The following is a 17,831-nucleotide window of genomic DNA, read 5'->3' as shown; positions in this document are numbered from 1 at the left end:
TGGAAAGAGAGCTGAAGTAGATCGGGGTGGTGCGGCCGCCCCCAAATGACTTGACGGCCGCACCAGGCGCCAGCGTGAGGCGCCGGTTTAGGCGCCGGGTCAGACGCCGGCGAGTTCCGACGTCGCCGGCTGCCGCCGGCCCTGTGCCACCTGGCTCTGGCCGAGGGCGTAGCTGTCGGTCTTCGGCAGGATCCGGCGCCGCAGGTAGTCCTGGTTGCTGGCGGTGACACTGAGTCCGTCGCCGCCGTAGTGCTCGGTGCAGAGGATTCCCTGGAAGCCGACCGAGAGGGCGATCTTGAACGCCTCGCGGTAGTTGATGAGGCCGCTTTCCATCGGCGCGGGCATGGCGACGTAGCTGTCGCGGGCCACATCCTCATCGCGGATGTAGTTCTTCATGTGCCAGTAGTTGGAGTACGGGAGCGTCTTGGCCACCATCTCGCGCCAGTCCTCAATCGGGCGGTGGACGCGGATCAGGTTGCCTAGGTCGGGGTTCAGGCCAACATTGTCCAGTCCGATGTCCTGGACCAGCTGCACGGAGGAGTCCGCGGTGCCCAGATAGGTGTCCTCGTACATTTCGAGGGAGAGGAGGATCCCGGCATCGGCTGCGTGCCGGCCCAGTTCGCGGAGCCTGGTGACGGCTTTGCCCCAGGTTTCCTGGTCCCCCACTGGGTCTTTGTGCCCTTCGACGGTCCAGAACCACAGCTGCTTGCGCTGCTCGAGCGTGAGCGCCTGGTGCAGCCCGAAGGAGACCACTTCGCAGCCGAGTTCCGCGGCGGCGTCGATGGTGCGGTGGCTGTAGGCCAGGTTCGCTTCCCAGTTCCGCTCCTCGATCACGCTGCGGCGGATGGCGGAGATGACGGGGATGCCGATGCCAACGGTGGCAGCGGTCTGCTTGAATTCCGCCAGGCGGGCCGTGCTCAGGTCGCCGGGGCGGACCCAGCTGTCGGTGAGGTCAGCGTTGGCAAAGCCGGCGTCCTTGACCTCGGTGAGGACCTCGGCCCAGTCGGAGGCCTCGGCATCGTTGATGTGGTTGCCCTGTGCGTCGGTTCCCGGGAACTGCAGGAGCGCTGCGGTGATGGGCCAATTTTCGGCTGTATACGCCATGGGGTTCACTCCTTCGTGGAATCCTGTTTCCTATAGGATTTACTATCCGTAGAGTGTTGTCAAGGTCACATCGGGCAGATTGGTAACAATCATAGATCCTATAGGGCAGTTCCGGGGAGCGGAAGGCGAGGGAACATCACAAAGAAGCCCCGTACGCAAGCCCGTGCGGCGAGAGTCTTGTGCCGGGGTGTTGGCTGGCCGGGGTAACGGGAGCTGGTCAGCCGGGTCAGGGGCCCAGTCAGTTTGCCGGTGCGGTGGCGAGCGCGTGCGCCGGCGATGCCCGGCCTCGGCGTCAACCTGCGCGCGCGGGTCCGTTATCCTGCGGGCGCGTCGGCGATGGCCCTGCCGCGGACCCTCTGCACATGCTCGGCCATGGCGGCGGCCGCTTTATCCGGATCGCCAGAGGAGAACGCGTCCAGCACGGACTGATGCTCGGCGATGGCGTGTTCGGCGTCGGTGATACCCACTCCCCCGAAGAGCCGGAAGCGCTGGACCTGCCCGCCGAGGGCAGCGTAGGCGGCAACCATGAACTGGTTGCCGGTGTATTCAGCGATCAGCCGGTGGAAGCGCTCGTCGGCCTCTAGGTAGTCGCGGTATTCGGCAAACGACGGGCCCCTCGGCGCCTTCTTGAGATCGGCGACGGCCTGCGAAAGTTTGGCGAGGTGCGCCGGGGTCAACCGGGCGCACGCGAGGCGGGCATTGACCGGCTCGATCGCCAGGCGTGCCTCCATCAGCTCGGCGAAATCTTCCTGGGTGAAGACCGGGGCAACCCGGTACCCCTTGAGGGCCACACGGCGGACCATACCGGTGTGTTCCAGCCTGGCAAGTGCTTCGCGGACCGGCGTCGGGGACACGTCGAGCTCCCGGGCGGTTCCGTCGATGCTCACCGCGGCCCCGGGCTCGAGCCGCCCGTCCATCAGCGACGCCAGGAGTTCCTCGTACACGTGGTCCGCGAGAACCTGACGGCTGACAGGACGGCCTGCGGGGCGGATCTCAGGCCCGGTCCCGGACGAAGCTGGTTGCATCCTCAAATCCTATAGGACCGGCCGCATCGGAGCGCCCAAAGTCCCGTGCTCGGACATGCCCATTCTTCACTCCCGGGCACACGAGTCATGCCCACTTTTCACTCCCCTACCCGAGGGACATGCCCATTGTTAGGCCACGCCCATCTGGGACATGCCCACCCTTAAGCACCAACAGTGGGCAGAATGGCATTCTGCCCACTGTTGGTGGGTTACGCGGGACATGTCCAACGGTTAGCCTGGCTGCCGCGGGGACATTTCCACTGGTGGTGACTAGCGCGGCACATGTCCAGCGGCGCGCGTGCTGTTGGCGGCGGCGACGTGCCGGGGCCGGTGTTAGTTCTGGTACGCCGGGTAGTCCGTGTAGCCCTCGGCGCCGTCGGTGTAGAAGGTGGACGGGTCCGGCTCGTTGGTCGGAAGTCCTTCGCGCCAGCGGCGGACCAGGTCCGGGTTCGCGATCGCGGGGCGGCCGACGACGACGGCGTCAGCGTGGCCATCCTCGATTATGGCTACGGCCTCCTCGCGGGTGGTGATGACGCCGAAGCCCGAGTTCAGCAGGAAGGTGCCGCCGAAGCGGGCGCGCAGATCCTGCACCAGCTCGCTGGTGGGTTCCTTGTGCAGCACGCTCAGGTAGGCGAGCTTCAGGGGAGCCAAGGCATCCACCAGGGCAGTGTAGGTCTCATTGACGTCAGCCGCGTCGACCTCAAGAGCTCCCTGGACGTTGTGTTCCGGCGAGATCCTGATGCCCACCCGGTCCGCACCGATGGCGTCCGCGACGGCCTGTGCCACTTCAATCACGAAGCGTGCACGGTTTGCGGGCGAGCCGCCGTAAACGTCCTCGCGGTGGTTGGCAGACGGCGACAGGAATTCGTGCAGCAAGTAGCCGTTGGCGGAGTGCAGCTCGACGCCGTCGAACCCTGCACGGATCGCGTTGCGGGACGCGGTGACGAATTCCTGGACGATGCTCGGAAGCTCCGTGGTGGACAGGGCGCGGGGAACGGGGAACGGCTTCTTGCCCTCGTAAGTGCGGGTCAGGCCGTCGATCGCGATGGCGCTGGGCGCAACAACTTCGTGGCCGCCGTTCGTGTCTTCATGCGTGACGCGTCCGGCGTGCATCACCTGGGCGAAGATCCGGCCGCCCTCGGCGTGCACCGCTGCCGTAACCTCCGACCAGCCCTGGAGCTGCTCCTCGGTCACCAGGCCCGGCTGGCCGGGGAATCCCCGGCCGGCGCGGCTGGGGTACGTGCCCTCGCTGACGATCAGGCCGAGGGACGCCCGCTGCCGATAGTGCTCGACCAGCAGAGGACCGGGGATGCCTTCCTTGCCGGAGCGGACGCGCGTCAGCGGCGCCATCACCAGTCGGTTGGGCAGTTCCAGCTCGCCGAGAGTCATCGGGGAAAACAGCATGCGCATTTCCTTTCACCAGGGATTGGGTTCACTGGCGGCAACTGCCCGGCGCCTGCAACTATTCCACCTGAGACTCGGATCACTACGGGTGGACGATAATCTTGACCGCGGTGTCGTTGTGGTGGATCAGGGTGTCGAAGCCCCTGTCCACGAGATCGTCCAGGGCGATTCGTCCCGTGATGAAGGGCTTCAGATCGACTTTGCCCTCCTGGACGAGCTTGATCGCGGCCGCGTGATCACCGCAGTAGGCGATGGTGCCGCGGAGGTCGATTTCCTTCAGGACGACCTTCTGCATGTCCACGGTGGCCGGGTGTCCCCAGATCGAGACGTTAACGACGACGCCGGCCGGTTTCACGACGTCGAGCATGGTGTCCAGCACGGCATTCACACCGGCACATTCAAACGCTGCATCTGCCCCCGCGCCCTCAGTCAGCTCCAGCACCCGCGCCTTGACGTCGTCGGAGCTCGGATCCAGAACATGGTCCGCGACTCCCGAGGAAACCGCCTTGTCCTTCCGGGCCGCCGACAGCTCGGTGACGATCGTGGTGACGCCGAGGCCCTTGAGGACTGCTGCGGTCAGCAGACCGATGGGTCCCGCACCGCCGACGACGGCGACGTCGCCGGCTTTGACGTCGCTCCGGCCGACGGCGTGATAGGCCACGGCGAGGGGTTCGATGAGGGCGGCTTCGTCCAGCGGGATGTCGCCGACGGGGTGGACCCACCGGGTGTCGACGACGATTTTCTCACTCAGGCCCCCGCCGCCGCCGGCCAAGCCAATGAAGCCCAGTTTGGTGCACAGGTTGTAGTGACCGCTGAGGCACGGGCCGCATTCATTGCAGACAATATAGGGCTCCACCACAACGCTGTCCCCGACGGCGAGCCCGGTCACACCCTCGCCCAGTTCCTCGACAGTGCCGGAGAATTCGTGCCCCAGGGTGACGGGGGCGGCCTCATGCGAAAGCACGTGGGGGCTTCCGGGCGGCGGGGTGAAGATGGGCCCCTCCAGGAACTCGTGGAGGTCCGTCCCGCAGATCCCGCACCAGGCGACGGCGATTTTCACCGTTCCGGGGCGCAGCTCGGGCTCCTGAACGTCTTCGATCCGGAGGTCCTCACGGGCGTGGAATCGTGCTGCTTTCATGGTGTTTTTCCTTCGCGTTACGGGCCGTGGATGCGCCCGGTCAGGCGCATCCACGGCGGGTCGTTGGATAGTCAGGGAAAGTGGCCGTCAACCCCAGTGTGGTTCCCGGGGCTGTCATTGTCACGGTCCGTCCGGGTCAGCGCGTGTGGTGCGTTGGCTGACGTTCGAAAACCGGTGTCGGCAGCCCTTCCATCCTGGCCTTGAGCTGCAGCGCCAGATAGTTGGAGTAGTGGCGGCTTTGGTGCAGGTTGCCGCCGTGAATCCACAGGTTGTCCACGTTGGTGGGCTTCCACATGTTGCGAAGTTCGCCTTCCCACGGCCCCGGGTCCTTGGGAGTATCGGAGCCGAAGCCCCAGCACTTCCCGACGGCGTCGGCCACCTCGGGTGAGACCAGGTCGGCCAGCCAGCCGTTCATTGACCCGTAGCCGGTGGCGTAGATGATGGCGTCCGCCTCCAGCTCCATTCCGTTAGCCATCACGACGGCGTTCCCGGTGATCTTGCCGACCTCACCGCTGGCGAGCTTGACCCGGCCGTCGATGATCAGCTGCGAGGCGCCGACGTCGATGTAGTAGCCGGAGCCGCGCCGCAGGTACTTGAGGAACAGTCCGGAGCCGTCAACGCCGAAGTCCAGTTCGAAGCCGGCGGCCTCCAGCTGGGAGTAGAACTCGGCGTCGCGCTCGGCCATCTCCGCATAGACCGGGATCTGGGCTTCGGGCAGGATCCGGTACGGCAGGGACGCGAACAGCAGGTCGGCTTTCTCCGTGGTGACCCCGTTGGCCAACGCTTCCTCGGAGTACAGGCCGCCGAGGGCAAGGTCCATGAGGGATTCGCTGCGCGCGATGTGCGTGGAGGACCGCTGGACCATGGTGACGTCTGCGCCGTGTTCCCAGAGATCGGCGCAGATATCGTGGGCCGAGTTGTTGGAGCCAATGACCACGGCCTTCTTCCCGGTCCAGTCTCCGCCGCCCGGATGCTTGGACGAGTGGTACTGCTCCCCCAGGAAGGATTCGGCGCCGTCGAACGCTGGAACGCTGGGATACCCCGAGACGCCCAGGGCGAAAACGAGCTGCTTGGGGCGCAAGGTGACCGGTTCGCCGTCGCGCACTACCTCCACCACCCACTCCTGGGACGCTTCGTCGAAACGGGCATTGGTGCATTCGGTCTTGGACCAGTAATTCAGCTCCATGATCCGCGTGTAGTTCTCCAGCCAGTCGCCGATCTTGTCCTTGGCCGCGAACACCGGCCAGTCGTCGGGGAACTTGATGTAGGGCAGGTGGTCGTACCAGACGGGGTCGTGGAGGTGCAGGGACTTGTAGCGGTTGCGCCAGGAGTCGCCCGGGCGGTCGTTCTTCTCGATGATGATGGTGGGCACGCCGAGCCGGCGCAGGCGCGCGCCGAGCCCGATCCCTCCCTGGCCGCCGCCGATGATGACGGTGTACGGCTGGTCTTCGTAGCCCAGGCGGGCTTCCTGCTCTTCCTTCAGCTCCAGCCACGACTTGCGGCCCTTGCTGATCTCATGGGCGACCCCTTTCTCCCGGTTGGCACCCTTCTTTTCTTCGAAGCCCTTGAGCTCCTGCATCGTGGTGAGCAGGGTCCAGCACTTGCCGTTCCGGAGCCGCAGGTGGGCGTAGCCCCGGGCCTGGGCGGTCTCGAAATTAACCCATGCCTCGGTGTTGGCGGCATCCCCGGTGGCGTCCTCGGCCAGAGTCCAGTTGCTGGGCTGTACGTCGTCCAGGGTCGCATCCAGCATGCGCCGGATGTCCTCTTTGCCCTCAAGGGTTTTGAGGTTCCAGGTGAAGGAGACGAAGTCGCGCCAGTACGAATCGTCGTCGAAAAGCTCAAGCACGTCGTCTGTGTTGTGGCTGCGCAGCGCCTCATCGAACTGCGCCAGCCACGCCCCGACCACGCCGTTTGGAGTCTCAGGCATGTTTCCTCTTTCCGTTGCTAACTGGGGGCCGGCCCCGTTGCGTGGCATTCAGTCCACGCAGTGACCCGCATCACAAGTAAATTCCGCAGGGGGTTACAATCGGGTTACACAGGGCTCTCAAGCTCTTGGCCCGCGCCACTGGCGGCCAAGTGGGCGGATGCTGGCCGGGTGCGACGATTCGAGGGCGAGTTGGAACAATGACCATGCGGCAGGGCAGCCGTTCCATCACGCAGCTAGCGGACCTGAGGTTTTCCGCGCCTGCGGAGTATGCACGCGCCCTGCGAAAGGCCCACGAGTCCACTATCTCCGGCAATCCGAATCAGCATCTTTCGCCGTCGCTCGTCAAGTCCTGGCAGCGCTCCCTCGCGTTAGGCATCAATCCGGACCAGCACCGTCCGATCCACCGGCATGAAGTGTCCGAGGCGCGTTCGCTGGGTGCCGGCCACCGGCTGGCGGCCGTGATGCCGGCGCTGTCCCAATTGCTGGCCGACGAGACCGCGACCGGGCGCCACCTGCTGATCGTGACCGACCACGAGGGCGAAGTGCTGTGGCGCGTGGGCAGTAAACAGGCGTTGAAACTCGCGGACTCCCTGGAGTTCGTGGAGGGGGCAGACTGGTCCGAATCCGGGGTTGGCACCAACGCCATCAGCGAAGCCCTGGTGACGGGGGCCCCGGCTCAACTCTTCTCGGCCGAGCACCTGGTGCGGACGCATCACGACTGGGCCTGCACGGCCTCCCCGATTCGCGACCCTCTGACGGGGGAAGTCATCGGCGTCCTGGACGTGTCCGGCCCGTTCGAATCCGTCACGCCGGACAGCCTGCGCTTGGTGCGCTGTGGAGTGCGGCTGGCTGAGGAACTGTTGAAATCCGCCAGCCCGCCCGTGACGGCCGGCCCCAGGACCGGACTGCCTGCTGCCTCTGCCGCTGCGGGACGCCCCGAGATAGGGGTCCGGTCACAGCTGACGCTCCGGCTGCTGGGGGACGCTCCGTCCGCGGCCCTCGACGGCGGCGCCCGCCGCCCGCTGACACTGCGCCGCGCCGAGATCCTGGCCCTGCTGGCATCCCGGACCCAGGGCTGGAGCGCCGATGAACTTGCCTACGAGATCCACGGCGACGCAGGCACCGCTGCGGCGATCCGGACCGAGATGCACCGGATACGCAGCCTCCTGGGCAACGTCGTGGAAGCGAACCCCTACCGATTCTCGTCCGCCGTCCGGGTGGTCACTGATGCCTCAGAGGTGGCTTGCCATTTGCGGGACGGCCGGGTTGCCGAAGCCTTCGCCGCGTATGGGGCCAAATTTCTCAACCGTTCGAGCAACCTCGCGATCGGGTTTATGCGCGACGAGCTCAATGAAGCCATGGGCGCCTCTGTCCGGGCCAGCGGTGACGCCGGGTTAATGCTTCAGTGGTGCACCAGTGACATGGGATCTTCGGACACAGCGGCCGCAGCAGCGGCGGCCACACTGATGGGACCCCAGGATCCACGTTGTCAGCTGGTGAGCGCCCGGATGGAGCGGCTCGACCGGGAGCTGCGGGCTTAACTGCCACGCCTTCGGGGCCGACGGCTCAAGTTTAAGGTGCACGAGGCGCGACGCCGGGGCAACCTTGACCCTGCGGGTTGCGGAGGCAGTCGTCAGCATAGTTCCGTGTGATGGAGCGCCAGACGCTGACGGTCTGCGGCGGTGAGCTGAATTGCCCTTGGCCCGGGATGGGCAACGGCGGGCCGCCGTTGACCGAATAGGTCCCCTGGAAGTGGGTGGTCAGCACCACTCGGAAATCGCCGGTCGCGGTGTAGACGTGGCTGGTGGCGGTCTTTTCGCCCCAGCGGTCCTGCGGGAGGGGTCCCCCGGCCGCAGTCTGCGGCCCAAGCGAGCTGCCGTCGCCGTAGTTCCAGGTGTACTGGACGGGTTTTGCGACGATCGAGACGCTTTGACCGAGCATATCTACAGTGAACACTTGCTCAAGGGCCTCTGCGTAGAAGTTGGTCTCGGCACCCCTGAGTGTGTGCGGGCTCGGCTGCATTACGGAGTTGCCCGCATTGACGGGGAGTTGCCGGAACCTCATTTGAATCTGGGCAGCGATCCTACCCAATACGTCATCAGGCTTTTCGGAGTACACACAGCGGTCCGGGGTAATTCGGCTCCAATCGTTCGGGCCCGCGACTACCAACTTCCACCACCATCTGACCGGACGCCCGTTTTCGCCGGCATTACACTCTGACGTCGCGGCGAGACACTCGAGATCAAAAGCATTGTTGTCCACTAGGCACAGGTAATCGAACCTGTACTGATACGGACTCTCGGGAACCGTGTTCGGCGCGTCCACCCAGACCTTGAGGGAAGCGTCGTACCGCCAAACGCCAACGCCGGCTGAGTTCCAGAACACGTCCGAGGTATCGGCGGCAGCAGGTAAGCCGGCTGACATCGATATCAGAATGACAGCGACTAAGACCCTGGAACTGCGCCCAAGCCAGCCACGAAGACCCCCTCCTCGCTTCATACACCGAGCCGGTCAACGTCCAGCGCAGTCCATCTGCCTTCGGTAAAGCGAACCGTCATAATGTCGGCGAGAACCTGAGATGCAGGTACGGACTTCTCGACAGTTGAATCTGCCCGATAGAGGAACCCGACAGGCTGTTCCAACTGTGTGGTCACTTGATAATTACCCTCGGCCGTCCTCACAAACTCGGTGAACGCCCCCTTGACGACAACAAGGCCTCCGGCAATCCAGCGTCCGCCTGAGTTCCACTCAACAATGCCCGGGCGAACCTTCGCGCACATACGACATGCGGTGCCCGTGACAGCCTCCATCGGCCCGAAATCTCCCGTTTGGTAGGCGTAATTAAGAACTGTGTACCAGTGCTTAGCGAAGGCAATTGCACCTGCCTTCGTCTCCACCTTCGCAGCTTCCGGCAGCACTGGAACCGGGACGTTCTGCGCCCTGCCTGAGGCGTCCGCGGGTTTGTAGCTGGCCGTCGGCGTGGGGGTGGCAGTGGGCGTCGCCGACGGCGTCGGGCTCGATGTCACGGGGGCGGCTGTTGCACCCGGCGTGGTTCCTCCGCCGGTGCAGGCCGCGACTGGCAACATACTGAGCGCAACCAAGACAGCGCAAATCCGCCTGCGGCGGCCGAAGGATGAAGTGCGGGATGTCATGGTCAGCTATTCCCCCCGATAGAAAATCAAGACGCGTGCAGCCAAACAATGCCTTAAGGGTAACCGACATCACATTTCGGGCATCAAGGTTATCCACAGCCGCCCGATTGACCGCACGCACCACCGCATAAGTGCTTCGAGTCACACCGATTTCCCCGCACAAGCCTCTGGCGCTTTTGTACCCCGGCCAGAACAATGAACCCATGATCTTCGAACATCCAGACGACAACCCCATCCTCGTACTCACCGACGATCAGAGCTGGAAGCTGATTGAGGGCACCAAGCACGGCAGGCTGGTGGTGATCGTGGGCGGCGAACCCGATATCTTCCCGGTCAACTACGCCGTGAGCGGCCGGAAGCTTTACCTCCGGACGGCCCCTGGCAACAAACTCGCGGAACTGACCATCAACGCCAAGGTGCTGTTCGAGACGGACGGCATCCTCTCCGAGGAGGCCTGGTCGGTTGTCCTGCGCGGCACGGCCCGAGTGCTGGACAAATCCGCCGACATCGCGGCGGCTGAGGCGCTGGGGCTCAAGCCGTGGGTGCCCACCCTGAAGGACTTCTACGTCGAGATCGAGCCGACCAAGGTCAGCGGACGTCACTTCCAGTTTGGCGAGCACCCGGAGCGGGAGATCTAGCAACCGTTCGACGTCGGCAACGCCGCCGGCTCGGCCGGTCCCTGCCGCCTAGACTTAATCCATGGCCGACAAGCTGACCCCCGAGCGGCGCAGCTGGAACATGTCCAGGATCCGCGGCAAGAACACCAAGCCCGAACTGCTGGTCCGAAGACTGCTTCACGCCAAGGGCTACCGCTACCGGTTGCACGGCACCACCCGCGGCGGACGTCTCCCGGGTAACCCGGACCTGGTCTTCGCCGGCCGCCACAAAGTCATCTTCGTCAACGGTTGCTTCTGGCACTTCCACGACTGTCGGGTGGGGCAGCACGCCCCCAAGGCCAACGCCGAGTTCTGGGAAACCAAACGCACCCGGACGCGGAACCGCGACGCCGAGCAACGCCGCCTGCTGGAGCACTCGGGCTGGGACGTCCTCACCGTCTGGGAGTGCGAGCTCAAAGATGTGTCCGTGCTGGAGCAGCGACTGGACGAATTCCTGGACACGACACAAAATTGATCGTCGCGCCAGAGGCGACATACCGATGTGTCTCAGGTAACATGCGAACTCGGGGACAAGGACCCTACCGGTCCGCACTTACTCGAACTTTTCTACTCCACGGGAGAGCGCCAGATGCCGCACTTGCTGAGGTCCACCACGTCGCTGAGGACCGTAACTCGGCCCTCGAAGTCGTCACCCGATTACCGGCCGCAGGAGTTCCGGCGGTCCCCCGAGGTCGATGAGGAGCTGGAACCCCTGCGCCTGCAGGTTTCCGCGATCATTGACGCCATTCTCTCCGACACCAGGCCGGAAGAGGCGCAGGTGCGGGAGCAACTCCGGTGGCATCTCGCCAACTGCCCCGGCCAGCCTGAGAAGGCGCTCTTGAACCACCTCCTGTCTGTTTCCGTGGAGCAGGAAGCCAGCTAGCGGCGCGTCCGAAGGAGGTGCGTCAGCGGCTGATGGTCGCCTGACGCACCACTTCGCCCCACGACTGTTGCGCGAGGTCCGCCACGGAGGCCAGGATCTCCGACGGCGGCCGCGACAGGTCCAGCGGAAACTCCACCACGTCGATGTCCGTGTTGAGGATCCGGCGCAGCTTGATCTCCCCCGCGCCCGGGTACACCAGCCAGGCCGTCGGCACGCGCAGGGACGTGCAGTACGCCAGCATCCGGTAGTGGTCCCCCGAGAGTGAAGCACCGGCGTCGGCCGCTGCCTGGTACTTGGCGTCGTAGACCATCACCGGCCGCCCTCCCAGCAGGTGGACGGCGCCGGGCTGCACCACGATCCGGTCCGAGTCGCGCACAGCCTCGTTGAGCAGGGCGTTGTACCGGAGCCGCATCTCCCCCGGGTAGGCGGCCATGGCCTCGCGGAGCGCCGTGCCCACGAAGTCCTCGAACACCACGGACATGTCCACCACGAACGACGCCGACTGTTGCGTGCCGTCGCCGGCCTCCGCCGAGGCGTGGCGCAGAATCACCTCGGCGAGCCGCAGCGCCGCCTGGTAACGGGTGTTCATCCGGCTGGCCCGCCACACCGGCAAGGGCGCGCCGGGCTGCAGGCGGGTCACGGCGGCGAGCTTGCCCTTGAGCTGGCGGAGCCGGCTCAGCACCTCCGGCCGCACCCCCGGGACCTGCGACATCCGTTCCAGCGCCGCCCGCAGGACGCGGTTCTCGGCAATGTCCTCCGTGAACTCGTCATAGGAGACCTCCAGCGGCACCAGCATGCCGGGCCGCCGCGAGATCTGGTCGGAAATGCGGATCCGGCCCTTGACCGTCCGGAGTGATTCGTCGACGTTGAGGTAGCCCTGCAGGACACCGCGGCTCAGGGCACGGTCCGCGAGCTGGGCCAGCGACTCGGCCAGCGCGCTCCACAGATCCGCTTCCTCCACCGCGGCCACGGAGTCCTCCCGGAAGCCCTGGTCGCCGGCGTAGCCCAGCAGGAACAGGAGCCGGCCCAGGCCCAGCCGTTCCTTGGGCCGCACCTCAAGCTGCACGGTCGGCGTGCGCACCGAGCCGACCTTCCCCACCGGCTCGATCCGGTACAGGCCCATGCCCATGGGCGAGGCGTTGGCCAGGCCGCTGCCGTTGACAAAGGCGGCGCTGGCAGGGTCGAGCCGGTCGACGACGCCGCCGGAGAGCTCGTCGAGGACGATCCGGCGGACCGGCGGCGAACCCGGTGCGCCGTGGCCGGCCGGCCGCGGCTGGCTAGACGCGCGCAAGGCGGTCACGGAGCTGGTCCAGGCCGAAGCGCTCCTCCAGCTGGGCCCGGTTCAGCTGGCCGTGGTAGTGCTCCTCCAGGAGCGGCATCAGCTCGTACTTCCAGATCCGGCGCAGGCCCTTGGGCGTCTGGGCGGACTTCTTCATGAAGTAGGACGGGCCGATCATAAGGTCGCGGTCCCACTCGTCAATGGCGTCGTTGAGTGCGTCCATGAGCAGCGCCGGCGTCGTGTCCAGGTCCCGGGCCTGCAGGAACCGCAGCAGCGAGCCCTTCACCGGTTCCGTCTTGGGGTGCAGCTCAATGAAGGAGAAGCGGCGGCGGATGGCGGCGTCCATCATCGCAATGGACCGGTCAGCTGTGTTCATGGTGCCGATGATGTAGAGGTTGTCCGGCAGCGTGAACGGCTCGTTGGGGCTGTACTGCAGGTAGATCCGGTCGTCGCGGTATTCGAGCAGGAAGTACAGCTCACCGAAAACCTTCGCGAGGTTCGCCCGGTTCATCTCATCGATGATCAGGAAGTACGGCTTGCTCTCGTTCCCCGGCTTGGCGGCTTCCTCGGCGATCCGGCGCAGCGGCCCGGCGACCAGCTTGAAGGACACCTGGCCTTCCTCAGTCTTGTCCGGCCGGAAACCCTCGAAGAAGTCCTCGTAGGCGTAGGAGGGGTGGAACTGCACCAGCTTGACGCGTTCATCGGTGGTGTCGCCGGCGAGCTGGGCCGCCAGGTGCTTGGCCAGGTACGTCTTGCCGGTTCCGGGCGGGCCGTAGAGCACCAGCTGGCGGTTCTCCTCCAGCAGTTCGGCGATCTCCTGCAGCGGTTCCAGGTCCATGTGCAGGGACGCGGCGAACTCCGGCGTCAGCGGGCGGAACCCTTCACAGGCGGGTGCGACGACGGCGGCCGGCTCCGTACCGTCGTCGGGCTCGGCTTCCGCCTCGGCGGGCAGAAGCGCTTCCAGGGCTTGGATGACGCGGGTGATGTCCACGACGATGCCGGAGGTGGCCAGTTGGCGCTGCACGTGGCGGGGCAGCTCGGTCATGTTGTGGGTTTCGTCGAACCAGCGGACCTTGCGGCGCAGCCGGCGGTTGTCCTCGTGGTGCTCAGGCTCACCGAGGACCACCCCCACGCGGACGGTGCCCGAGCTCTGGTACAGGGTCAGGTCTCCGGGCTTCATCACGGTCAGGAAGGCGAAGACGGCGGTTTTGGTGTCCTCGCGTTCCACGTAGCCGAGGTGCTTGTAGTCCTCGTCCACGGCATGCTGGACCAGCCCGGCGGTGACGCCGGGGTCCAGCAGGCGGAGGTGCTCGACGTCGAGCGTCACCGATTCCTCGGCCTGCCAGGTGCCAAGCAGGTCAGCGTTGTCGTGGTGGGTGCGCAGCAGCCAGGCGCGGCGGCCGGGGTCGCCCACCTTCCGCCACTGGCTCACCAGCTGCCGGGAGTACCAGTCGATGCGTTGGCCGGCCTGCTCGTCGAGGTGCAGCCGGATGCGGTGGATGTCCGCGGAAACTTCCTCGTCGCTGTCGCCCTTCGCCCCGCCCACCAGGGAGGCAAAAGCGTCGCGGATCTCCTGGCGTTCGACATCGGCCACCACCGGCTCGAAGTAGCTGGGCCAGACCAGGAATTCGATGCTCCGGCGAATGGCCGGCTGGTCATCGGGGGTGCCGGCCACCAGCTGGTGGAATGCCAGCGGATCCTTGACGGCCGCCGCGACGGCGCCCGCCGGACGCTGGGCGACGTGCTGCACAAACCGGCAGAGCCATTTCAGGTGGTCCCAGATGGTCCAGTTGAACTCGGCGGTGCGGTCACGGATGACTCCGTGATCCGTCATGCCGGCGTACAGCTCGTCCGGCAGTTCCAGGGGCGGCTCCAGCCAGGACGCAGCCTCGGCCACCCGAGCACGCTTGACCTTGAGGGACTTCACCTCGTGTGCCAGAGGCAGGGACTGCAGGAAGAGCAGCTCGACCGCCAGCTGCTTGGCGCCCCGGGAAGCGTCCTGAAGGTTCTGCCGCAGGTTGGTCATCATGGGAGCTTTGGGGTCCGGCACCCCGCGTTCGAGGCGGTCGAGGAGCTCCGCTGCGGCCTGCACCGACCATGTTTTGGTGCGTCCGTCCAGGGCCGACGCTTTACCGTGCAGCCCCGGCCCCAAAACGAACCACGCCGCGTCTTCGATCTCTTTGGAGATGCCGAGGGCGCGGTGCATGGCAGGCTTTTTGGTTGGGGTCATGCTTTCAATTTACAGGCTTAAGCTGACAGCCCGCATCACGGTCCGCCCCGAAGTTACTGAACGGTAGCGCGTTTCCTTACTTAGCGGCGCGGCCGCGCTTGACGCCAAACGTGAAATAGCTGCCTGGTCCGACGAAGTTGACCAAGGTCGCCATCCGCCACAACGTTTTGCTGCCGCGGATCTGTTCAGCCGGGCGGCGGGTGATGTCCCGCTGCGCGGCGACCAGCATCGAAAGCTGGACGAGTGCGGCGGAAATCGTCCCGAACTTCGCCATGGGCGAGAGTTCCTTCCAGGTCTTCTTCTGGGCGTTCCTCTTGCGTGCTCGTTTGGTCACCATGACTCGTGCTCCTTGGCTTCGGGGCGGACTGCCCGCGGGTTGGTTCATTCTAGGGACGATCCGTGGAGCGAGATAGAGTCCATGGGACCGGATTTGCCTCCCCGGCTCCGCCGGATGGCTCACCCGGAATGGCTCACCCGGCGTGGACCGGGGTGAACCGGGCGAGCTTTTCCTTCTGCTCCGGCGTCAGCCTGAGCACCCGGCCGGTGGCCTCGTCCACGAACGCCAGGTGGCTCGTGGCCCGGACGCAGTCTTCGCGGGTGACGGGATCCTGCACGAGGTAGTGGATGTCAAAGCTGGCACCCTTCACCGCGCCGATCCAGAGCTGGACCAGAGCGGGTACGTTGCGGTACTCGAGGGTCCGGACGTAACGGATCTTGTGTTCCACGATCAACGCCAGGGTCCCCTCCGGGACCTCGTTGAAGAGGGACACCGGGGGCTCGATGCCCGGCAGCCCGGCGCCCCGGGGCGGCCCGAAGGCCGCGATGCGGGCTTCCTCGAGGATCCGGACGATCTGGACGTTGTTGATGTGGCCGTAAGCGTCCATGTCGCCCCAGCGCATCGGGATCTGCACCTCGATGCGCCGGGACAATGACTCTGCTGCGGACTCTGCCGCAGCGCCGGCGGCGCTCAGCTGTGCACCGCCGTCGCGTCGTTTGCCGTGTTTTCCGAAAAGGCCGTTTCTGCGTCTTCGCCGGCGAACTGGGACATGTACAGCCGGTAGTAGGCGCCCTTGAGGTCCAGCAGCTGGGCGTGGGCGCCCTGCTCCACGATCCGGCCGGCCTCCATCACCAGGATGGTGTCGGCGTCGCGGATGGTGGAGAGGCGGTGGGCGATCACAAAGCTGGTGCGCTCGGTGCGGAGGGCGGCCATGGCCTTCTGGACGAGCACTTCGGTGCGGGTGTCCACCGAGCTGGTGGCCTCGTCCAGGATCAGGAGCGAGGGATTGGCCACGAAGGCCCGGGCAATGGTGATCAGCTGCTTCTCGCCGGCGCTGACGTTGTTGCCTTCCTCGTCGATGACGGTGTTGTAGCCGTCCGGGAGGGCACGGACGAAGCGGTCAACGAAGGTGGCCTTCGCTGCCTCCATCACCTGTTCCTCGGTGGCGTCCAGCTTGCCGTACCGGATGTTGTCGTAGATGGTTCCGCCGAAGAGCCAGGCATCCTGCAACACCATGCCCACCTTGGCGCGCAATTCCGCACGGCTCAGATGGGTGATGTCCACGCCGTCCAGGGTGATGCTGCCGCCCTGGAGTTCATAGAAACGCATCACGAGGTTCACCAGGGTGGTCTTGCCGGCCCCGGTGGGGCCAACGATCGCCACGGTGTGCCCGGGTTCCGCGGTGAAGGACAGGTCCTCGATCAGCGGCTTGTCCGGGGTGTAGCTGAAGGACACGTGCCGGAACTCGACGTGGCCGTCGGTCTTGGCCGGCAGCTGCTCGGTGGCGGTCTCGGCGTCCTGTTCCTCGGCGTCGAGGAATTCAAAGACCCGTTCCGCGGAGGCGACACCGGACTGCAGCATGTTGGCCATCCCCGCCATCTGGCCCAGCGGCTGGGTGAATTCGCGCGAGTACTGGATGAACGCGGTGGCGTCGCCCAGGCTCATCCCGCCGGACGCGACGCGGAGGCCGCCGACGACGGCGATTCCGACGTAGCTGAGGTAGGACACGAACTGCATGACCGGCATGATCATGCCGGAGACGAACTGCGCGCCGAAGCTGGCCTTGTAGAGGGCCTCGTTGCGCTCGTCGAAGCGGTCCAGCATGTCGGCGTCGCGGCCGAAGACCCGGACGAGGTCGTGGCCGGAGAAGGATTCCTCGATCTGGCCGTTGAGCTCGCCGGTGTTTTTCCACTGGGCGGCGAAGAGCTTCTGGCTGCGGGAGCCGATGATGCCGGCGGCGACGGCCGAGAGCGGCAGCGCGACCAGGGCAATCAGCGCCAGCTGCCAGGACACGATGAACATCATGATGACGATGCCGATCACCGTCAGTGCCGAGTTCACCAGCTGCGCGAAGGCCTGCTGCAGCGCCTGCTGGATATTGTCGACGTCGTTGGTGACCCGCGAGAGGATGTCACCCCGCTGGCGGGTGTCGAAGTAGTTCAGCGGGAGCCTGTTGAGCTTCTTCTCGGTGTCGTCGCGGAGTTTGCGGACCACCCGCATGACCAGGATGTTCAGGACGTAGCCCTGCAGCCACAGGAAGATGTTGGCGACGAAGTACATCACCAGCACCACGCTGATCAGGAAAGCGAGCTCTTGGAAGTTGATGCCGACCCCGGGGATAACATCCATCCGGGCGAGCATGTCCGCGAAGTTGTCCTGGCCCTGGGCACGCAGGCCTTCGACGAACTGCTCTTTGCTGCCGCCGGCTGGCAGCTGCTTGCCGATGACGCCGGCGAAGATCACGTCCATTGCCTGGCCGAGGATCCGCGGCGCGACGACGTTGAGGACGACGGCGACCGTCACCATCGCGAGCACGGCGATGATGCCGGCCCGCTCGGGCTTGAGCAGGCCCATCAGCCGCTTCGCGGAGGGCCAGAAGTGCTGGGCCTTTTTGGCCGGAATGTCGCCGAACATGCCGCCGTCGGCTTCGCCGGGCTTGTATTCCTCCTCGTAGAAATCGTCGTCCGGCTCCGTCGCGGTGAGCTGCGGGTCGGGTTCCGTGGCGATGGGCCTGCCGGACTTTGGCGTGACGTTCT

The 17,831-nt window shown here is 65.6% G+C and carries 16 protein-coding genes; 4 read left to right on the top strand and 12 right to left on the bottom strand.

The window, feature by feature from the left end:
- Positions 1-99: 99 nt before the first annotated feature.
- From AC6EUH_RS12690 to AC6EUH_RS12670, 5 genes are all read right to left on the bottom strand, one after another.
- Entirely contained in the window at positions 100-1,104 is a 1,005-nt protein-coding gene (locus tag AC6EUH_RS12690) for a sugar phosphate isomerase/epimerase family protein (protein WP_499738839.1), read from the bottom strand.
- Positions 1,105-1,418: 314 nt separating this feature from the next.
- A complete protein-coding gene (locus AC6EUH_RS12685; protein WP_499738838.1) occupies positions 1,419-2,129 on the bottom strand; it encodes a GntR family transcriptional regulator in 711 nt (236 codons plus the stop codon).
- 333 nt (positions 2,130-2,462) lie between these two features.
- Positions 2,463-3,533 carry an alkene reductase gene (locus AC6EUH_RS12680; RefSeq protein ID WP_499738837.1) on the bottom strand — a complete coding sequence of 357 codons (1,071 nt, stop codon included), beginning with the start codon at positions 3,531-3,533 and terminating at the stop codon, positions 2,463-2,465.
- 82 nt (positions 3,534-3,615) lie between these two features.
- A complete protein-coding gene (locus AC6EUH_RS12675) occupies positions 3,616-4,671 on the bottom strand; it encodes a 2,3-butanediol dehydrogenase (RefSeq protein WP_499738836.1) in 1,056 nt (351 codons plus the stop codon).
- A gap of 136 nt (positions 4,672-4,807) precedes the next feature.
- The gene (locus AC6EUH_RS12670) at positions 4,808-6,598 is read right to left on the bottom strand and encodes an NAD(P)/FAD-dependent oxidoreductase (RefSeq protein WP_499738835.1); all 1,791 of its coding nucleotides are present in this window, start codon (positions 6,596-6,598) and stop codon (positions 4,808-4,810) included.
- Positions 6,599-6,801: 203 nt separating this feature from the next.
- Between AC6EUH_RS12670 and AC6EUH_RS12665 the strand changes: the two genes are divergently transcribed.
- Positions 6,802-8,139 (top strand): GAF domain-containing protein, encoded by a 1,338-nt coding sequence (locus tag AC6EUH_RS12665; protein WP_499738852.1) that lies wholly within the window; start codon positions 6,802-6,804, stop codon positions 8,137-8,139.
- A 31-nt stretch (positions 8,140-8,170) separates the two neighbouring features.
- Here the strand turns inward: AC6EUH_RS12665 and AC6EUH_RS12660 are convergent, their stop codons facing one another.
- Together AC6EUH_RS12660 and AC6EUH_RS12655 are read right to left on the bottom strand one after the other, a co-directional pair.
- Complete coding sequence (locus tag AC6EUH_RS12660; protein ID WP_499738834.1) at positions 8,171-9,022, bottom strand: hypothetical protein; 852 nt, start codon at positions 9,020-9,022, stop codon at positions 8,171-8,173.
- 71 nt (positions 9,023-9,093) lie between these two features.
- Positions 9,094-9,684 (bottom strand): DUF6318 family protein, encoded by a 591-nt coding sequence (locus tag AC6EUH_RS12655; RefSeq protein WP_499738851.1) that lies wholly within the window; start codon positions 9,682-9,684, stop codon positions 9,094-9,096.
- Positions 9,685-9,953: 269 nt separating this feature from the next.
- On the opposite strand from AC6EUH_RS12655, the gene AC6EUH_RS12650 reads away from it, so the two are divergent.
- The 3 genes from AC6EUH_RS12650 (at position 9,954) to AC6EUH_RS12640 (ending at position 11,289) form a co-directional block, all read left to right on the top strand.
- Positions 9,954-10,388: a pyridoxamine 5'-phosphate oxidase family protein gene (locus AC6EUH_RS12650; RefSeq protein ID WP_056424672.1), complete on the top strand. Its 435-nt coding sequence runs from the start codon at positions 9,954-9,956 to the stop codon at positions 10,386-10,388.
- A gap of 61 nt (positions 10,389-10,449) precedes the next feature.
- Positions 10,450-10,881 carry a very short patch repair endonuclease gene (locus AC6EUH_RS12645; RefSeq protein WP_056424669.1) on the top strand — a complete coding sequence of 144 codons (432 nt, stop codon included), beginning with the start codon at positions 10,450-10,452 and terminating at the stop codon, positions 10,879-10,881.
- Positions 10,882-10,995: 114 nt separating this feature from the next.
- A complete protein-coding gene (locus AC6EUH_RS12640; protein WP_499738833.1) occupies positions 10,996-11,289 on the top strand; it encodes a hypothetical protein in 294 nt (97 codons plus the stop codon).
- Positions 11,290-11,311: 22 nt separating this feature from the next.
- Here AC6EUH_RS12640 and AC6EUH_RS12635 read toward each other — a convergent pair whose 3' ends face one another.
- From AC6EUH_RS12635 to AC6EUH_RS12615, 5 genes are all read right to left on the bottom strand, one after another.
- On the bottom strand, positions 11,312-12,580 hold the full coding sequence (locus AC6EUH_RS12635) for a 5-methylcytosine restriction system specificity protein McrC (RefSeq protein ID WP_082492569.1): 1,269 nt from the start codon (positions 12,578-12,580) through the stop codon (positions 11,312-11,314).
- Positions 12,567-14,798: an McrB family protein gene (locus AC6EUH_RS12630; RefSeq protein WP_499738832.1), complete on the bottom strand. Its 2,232-nt coding sequence runs from the start codon at positions 14,796-14,798 to the stop codon at positions 12,567-12,569. The genes AC6EUH_RS12635 and AC6EUH_RS12630 overlap by 14 nt, the downstream gene beginning before the upstream one ends.
- Positions 14,799-14,874: 76 nt before the next feature.
- The gene (locus tag AC6EUH_RS12625; protein ID WP_056424665.1) at positions 14,875-15,135 is read right to left on the bottom strand and encodes a hypothetical protein; all 261 of its coding nucleotides are present in this window, start codon (positions 15,133-15,135) and stop codon (positions 14,875-14,877) included.
- Positions 15,136-15,268: 133 nt separating this feature from the next.
- Positions 15,269-15,697, bottom strand: a complete 429-nt coding sequence (locus tag AC6EUH_RS12620) for an acyl-CoA thioesterase (RefSeq protein WP_056426504.1) — start codon at positions 15,695-15,697, stop codon at positions 15,269-15,271.
- Between the two features lie 68 nt (positions 15,698-15,765).
- Positions 15,766-17,709 (bottom strand): ABC transporter ATP-binding protein, encoded by a 1,944-nt coding sequence (locus AC6EUH_RS12615; protein ID WP_499738850.1) that lies wholly within the window; start codon positions 17,707-17,709, stop codon positions 15,766-15,768.
- Positions 17,710-17,831 lie beyond the last annotated feature (122 nt).

The sequence above is a fragment of the Arthrobacter sp. 001422645 genome, from assembly GCF_059816125.1.
This window is presented reverse-complemented; position numbering and strand designations above follow the sequence as displayed.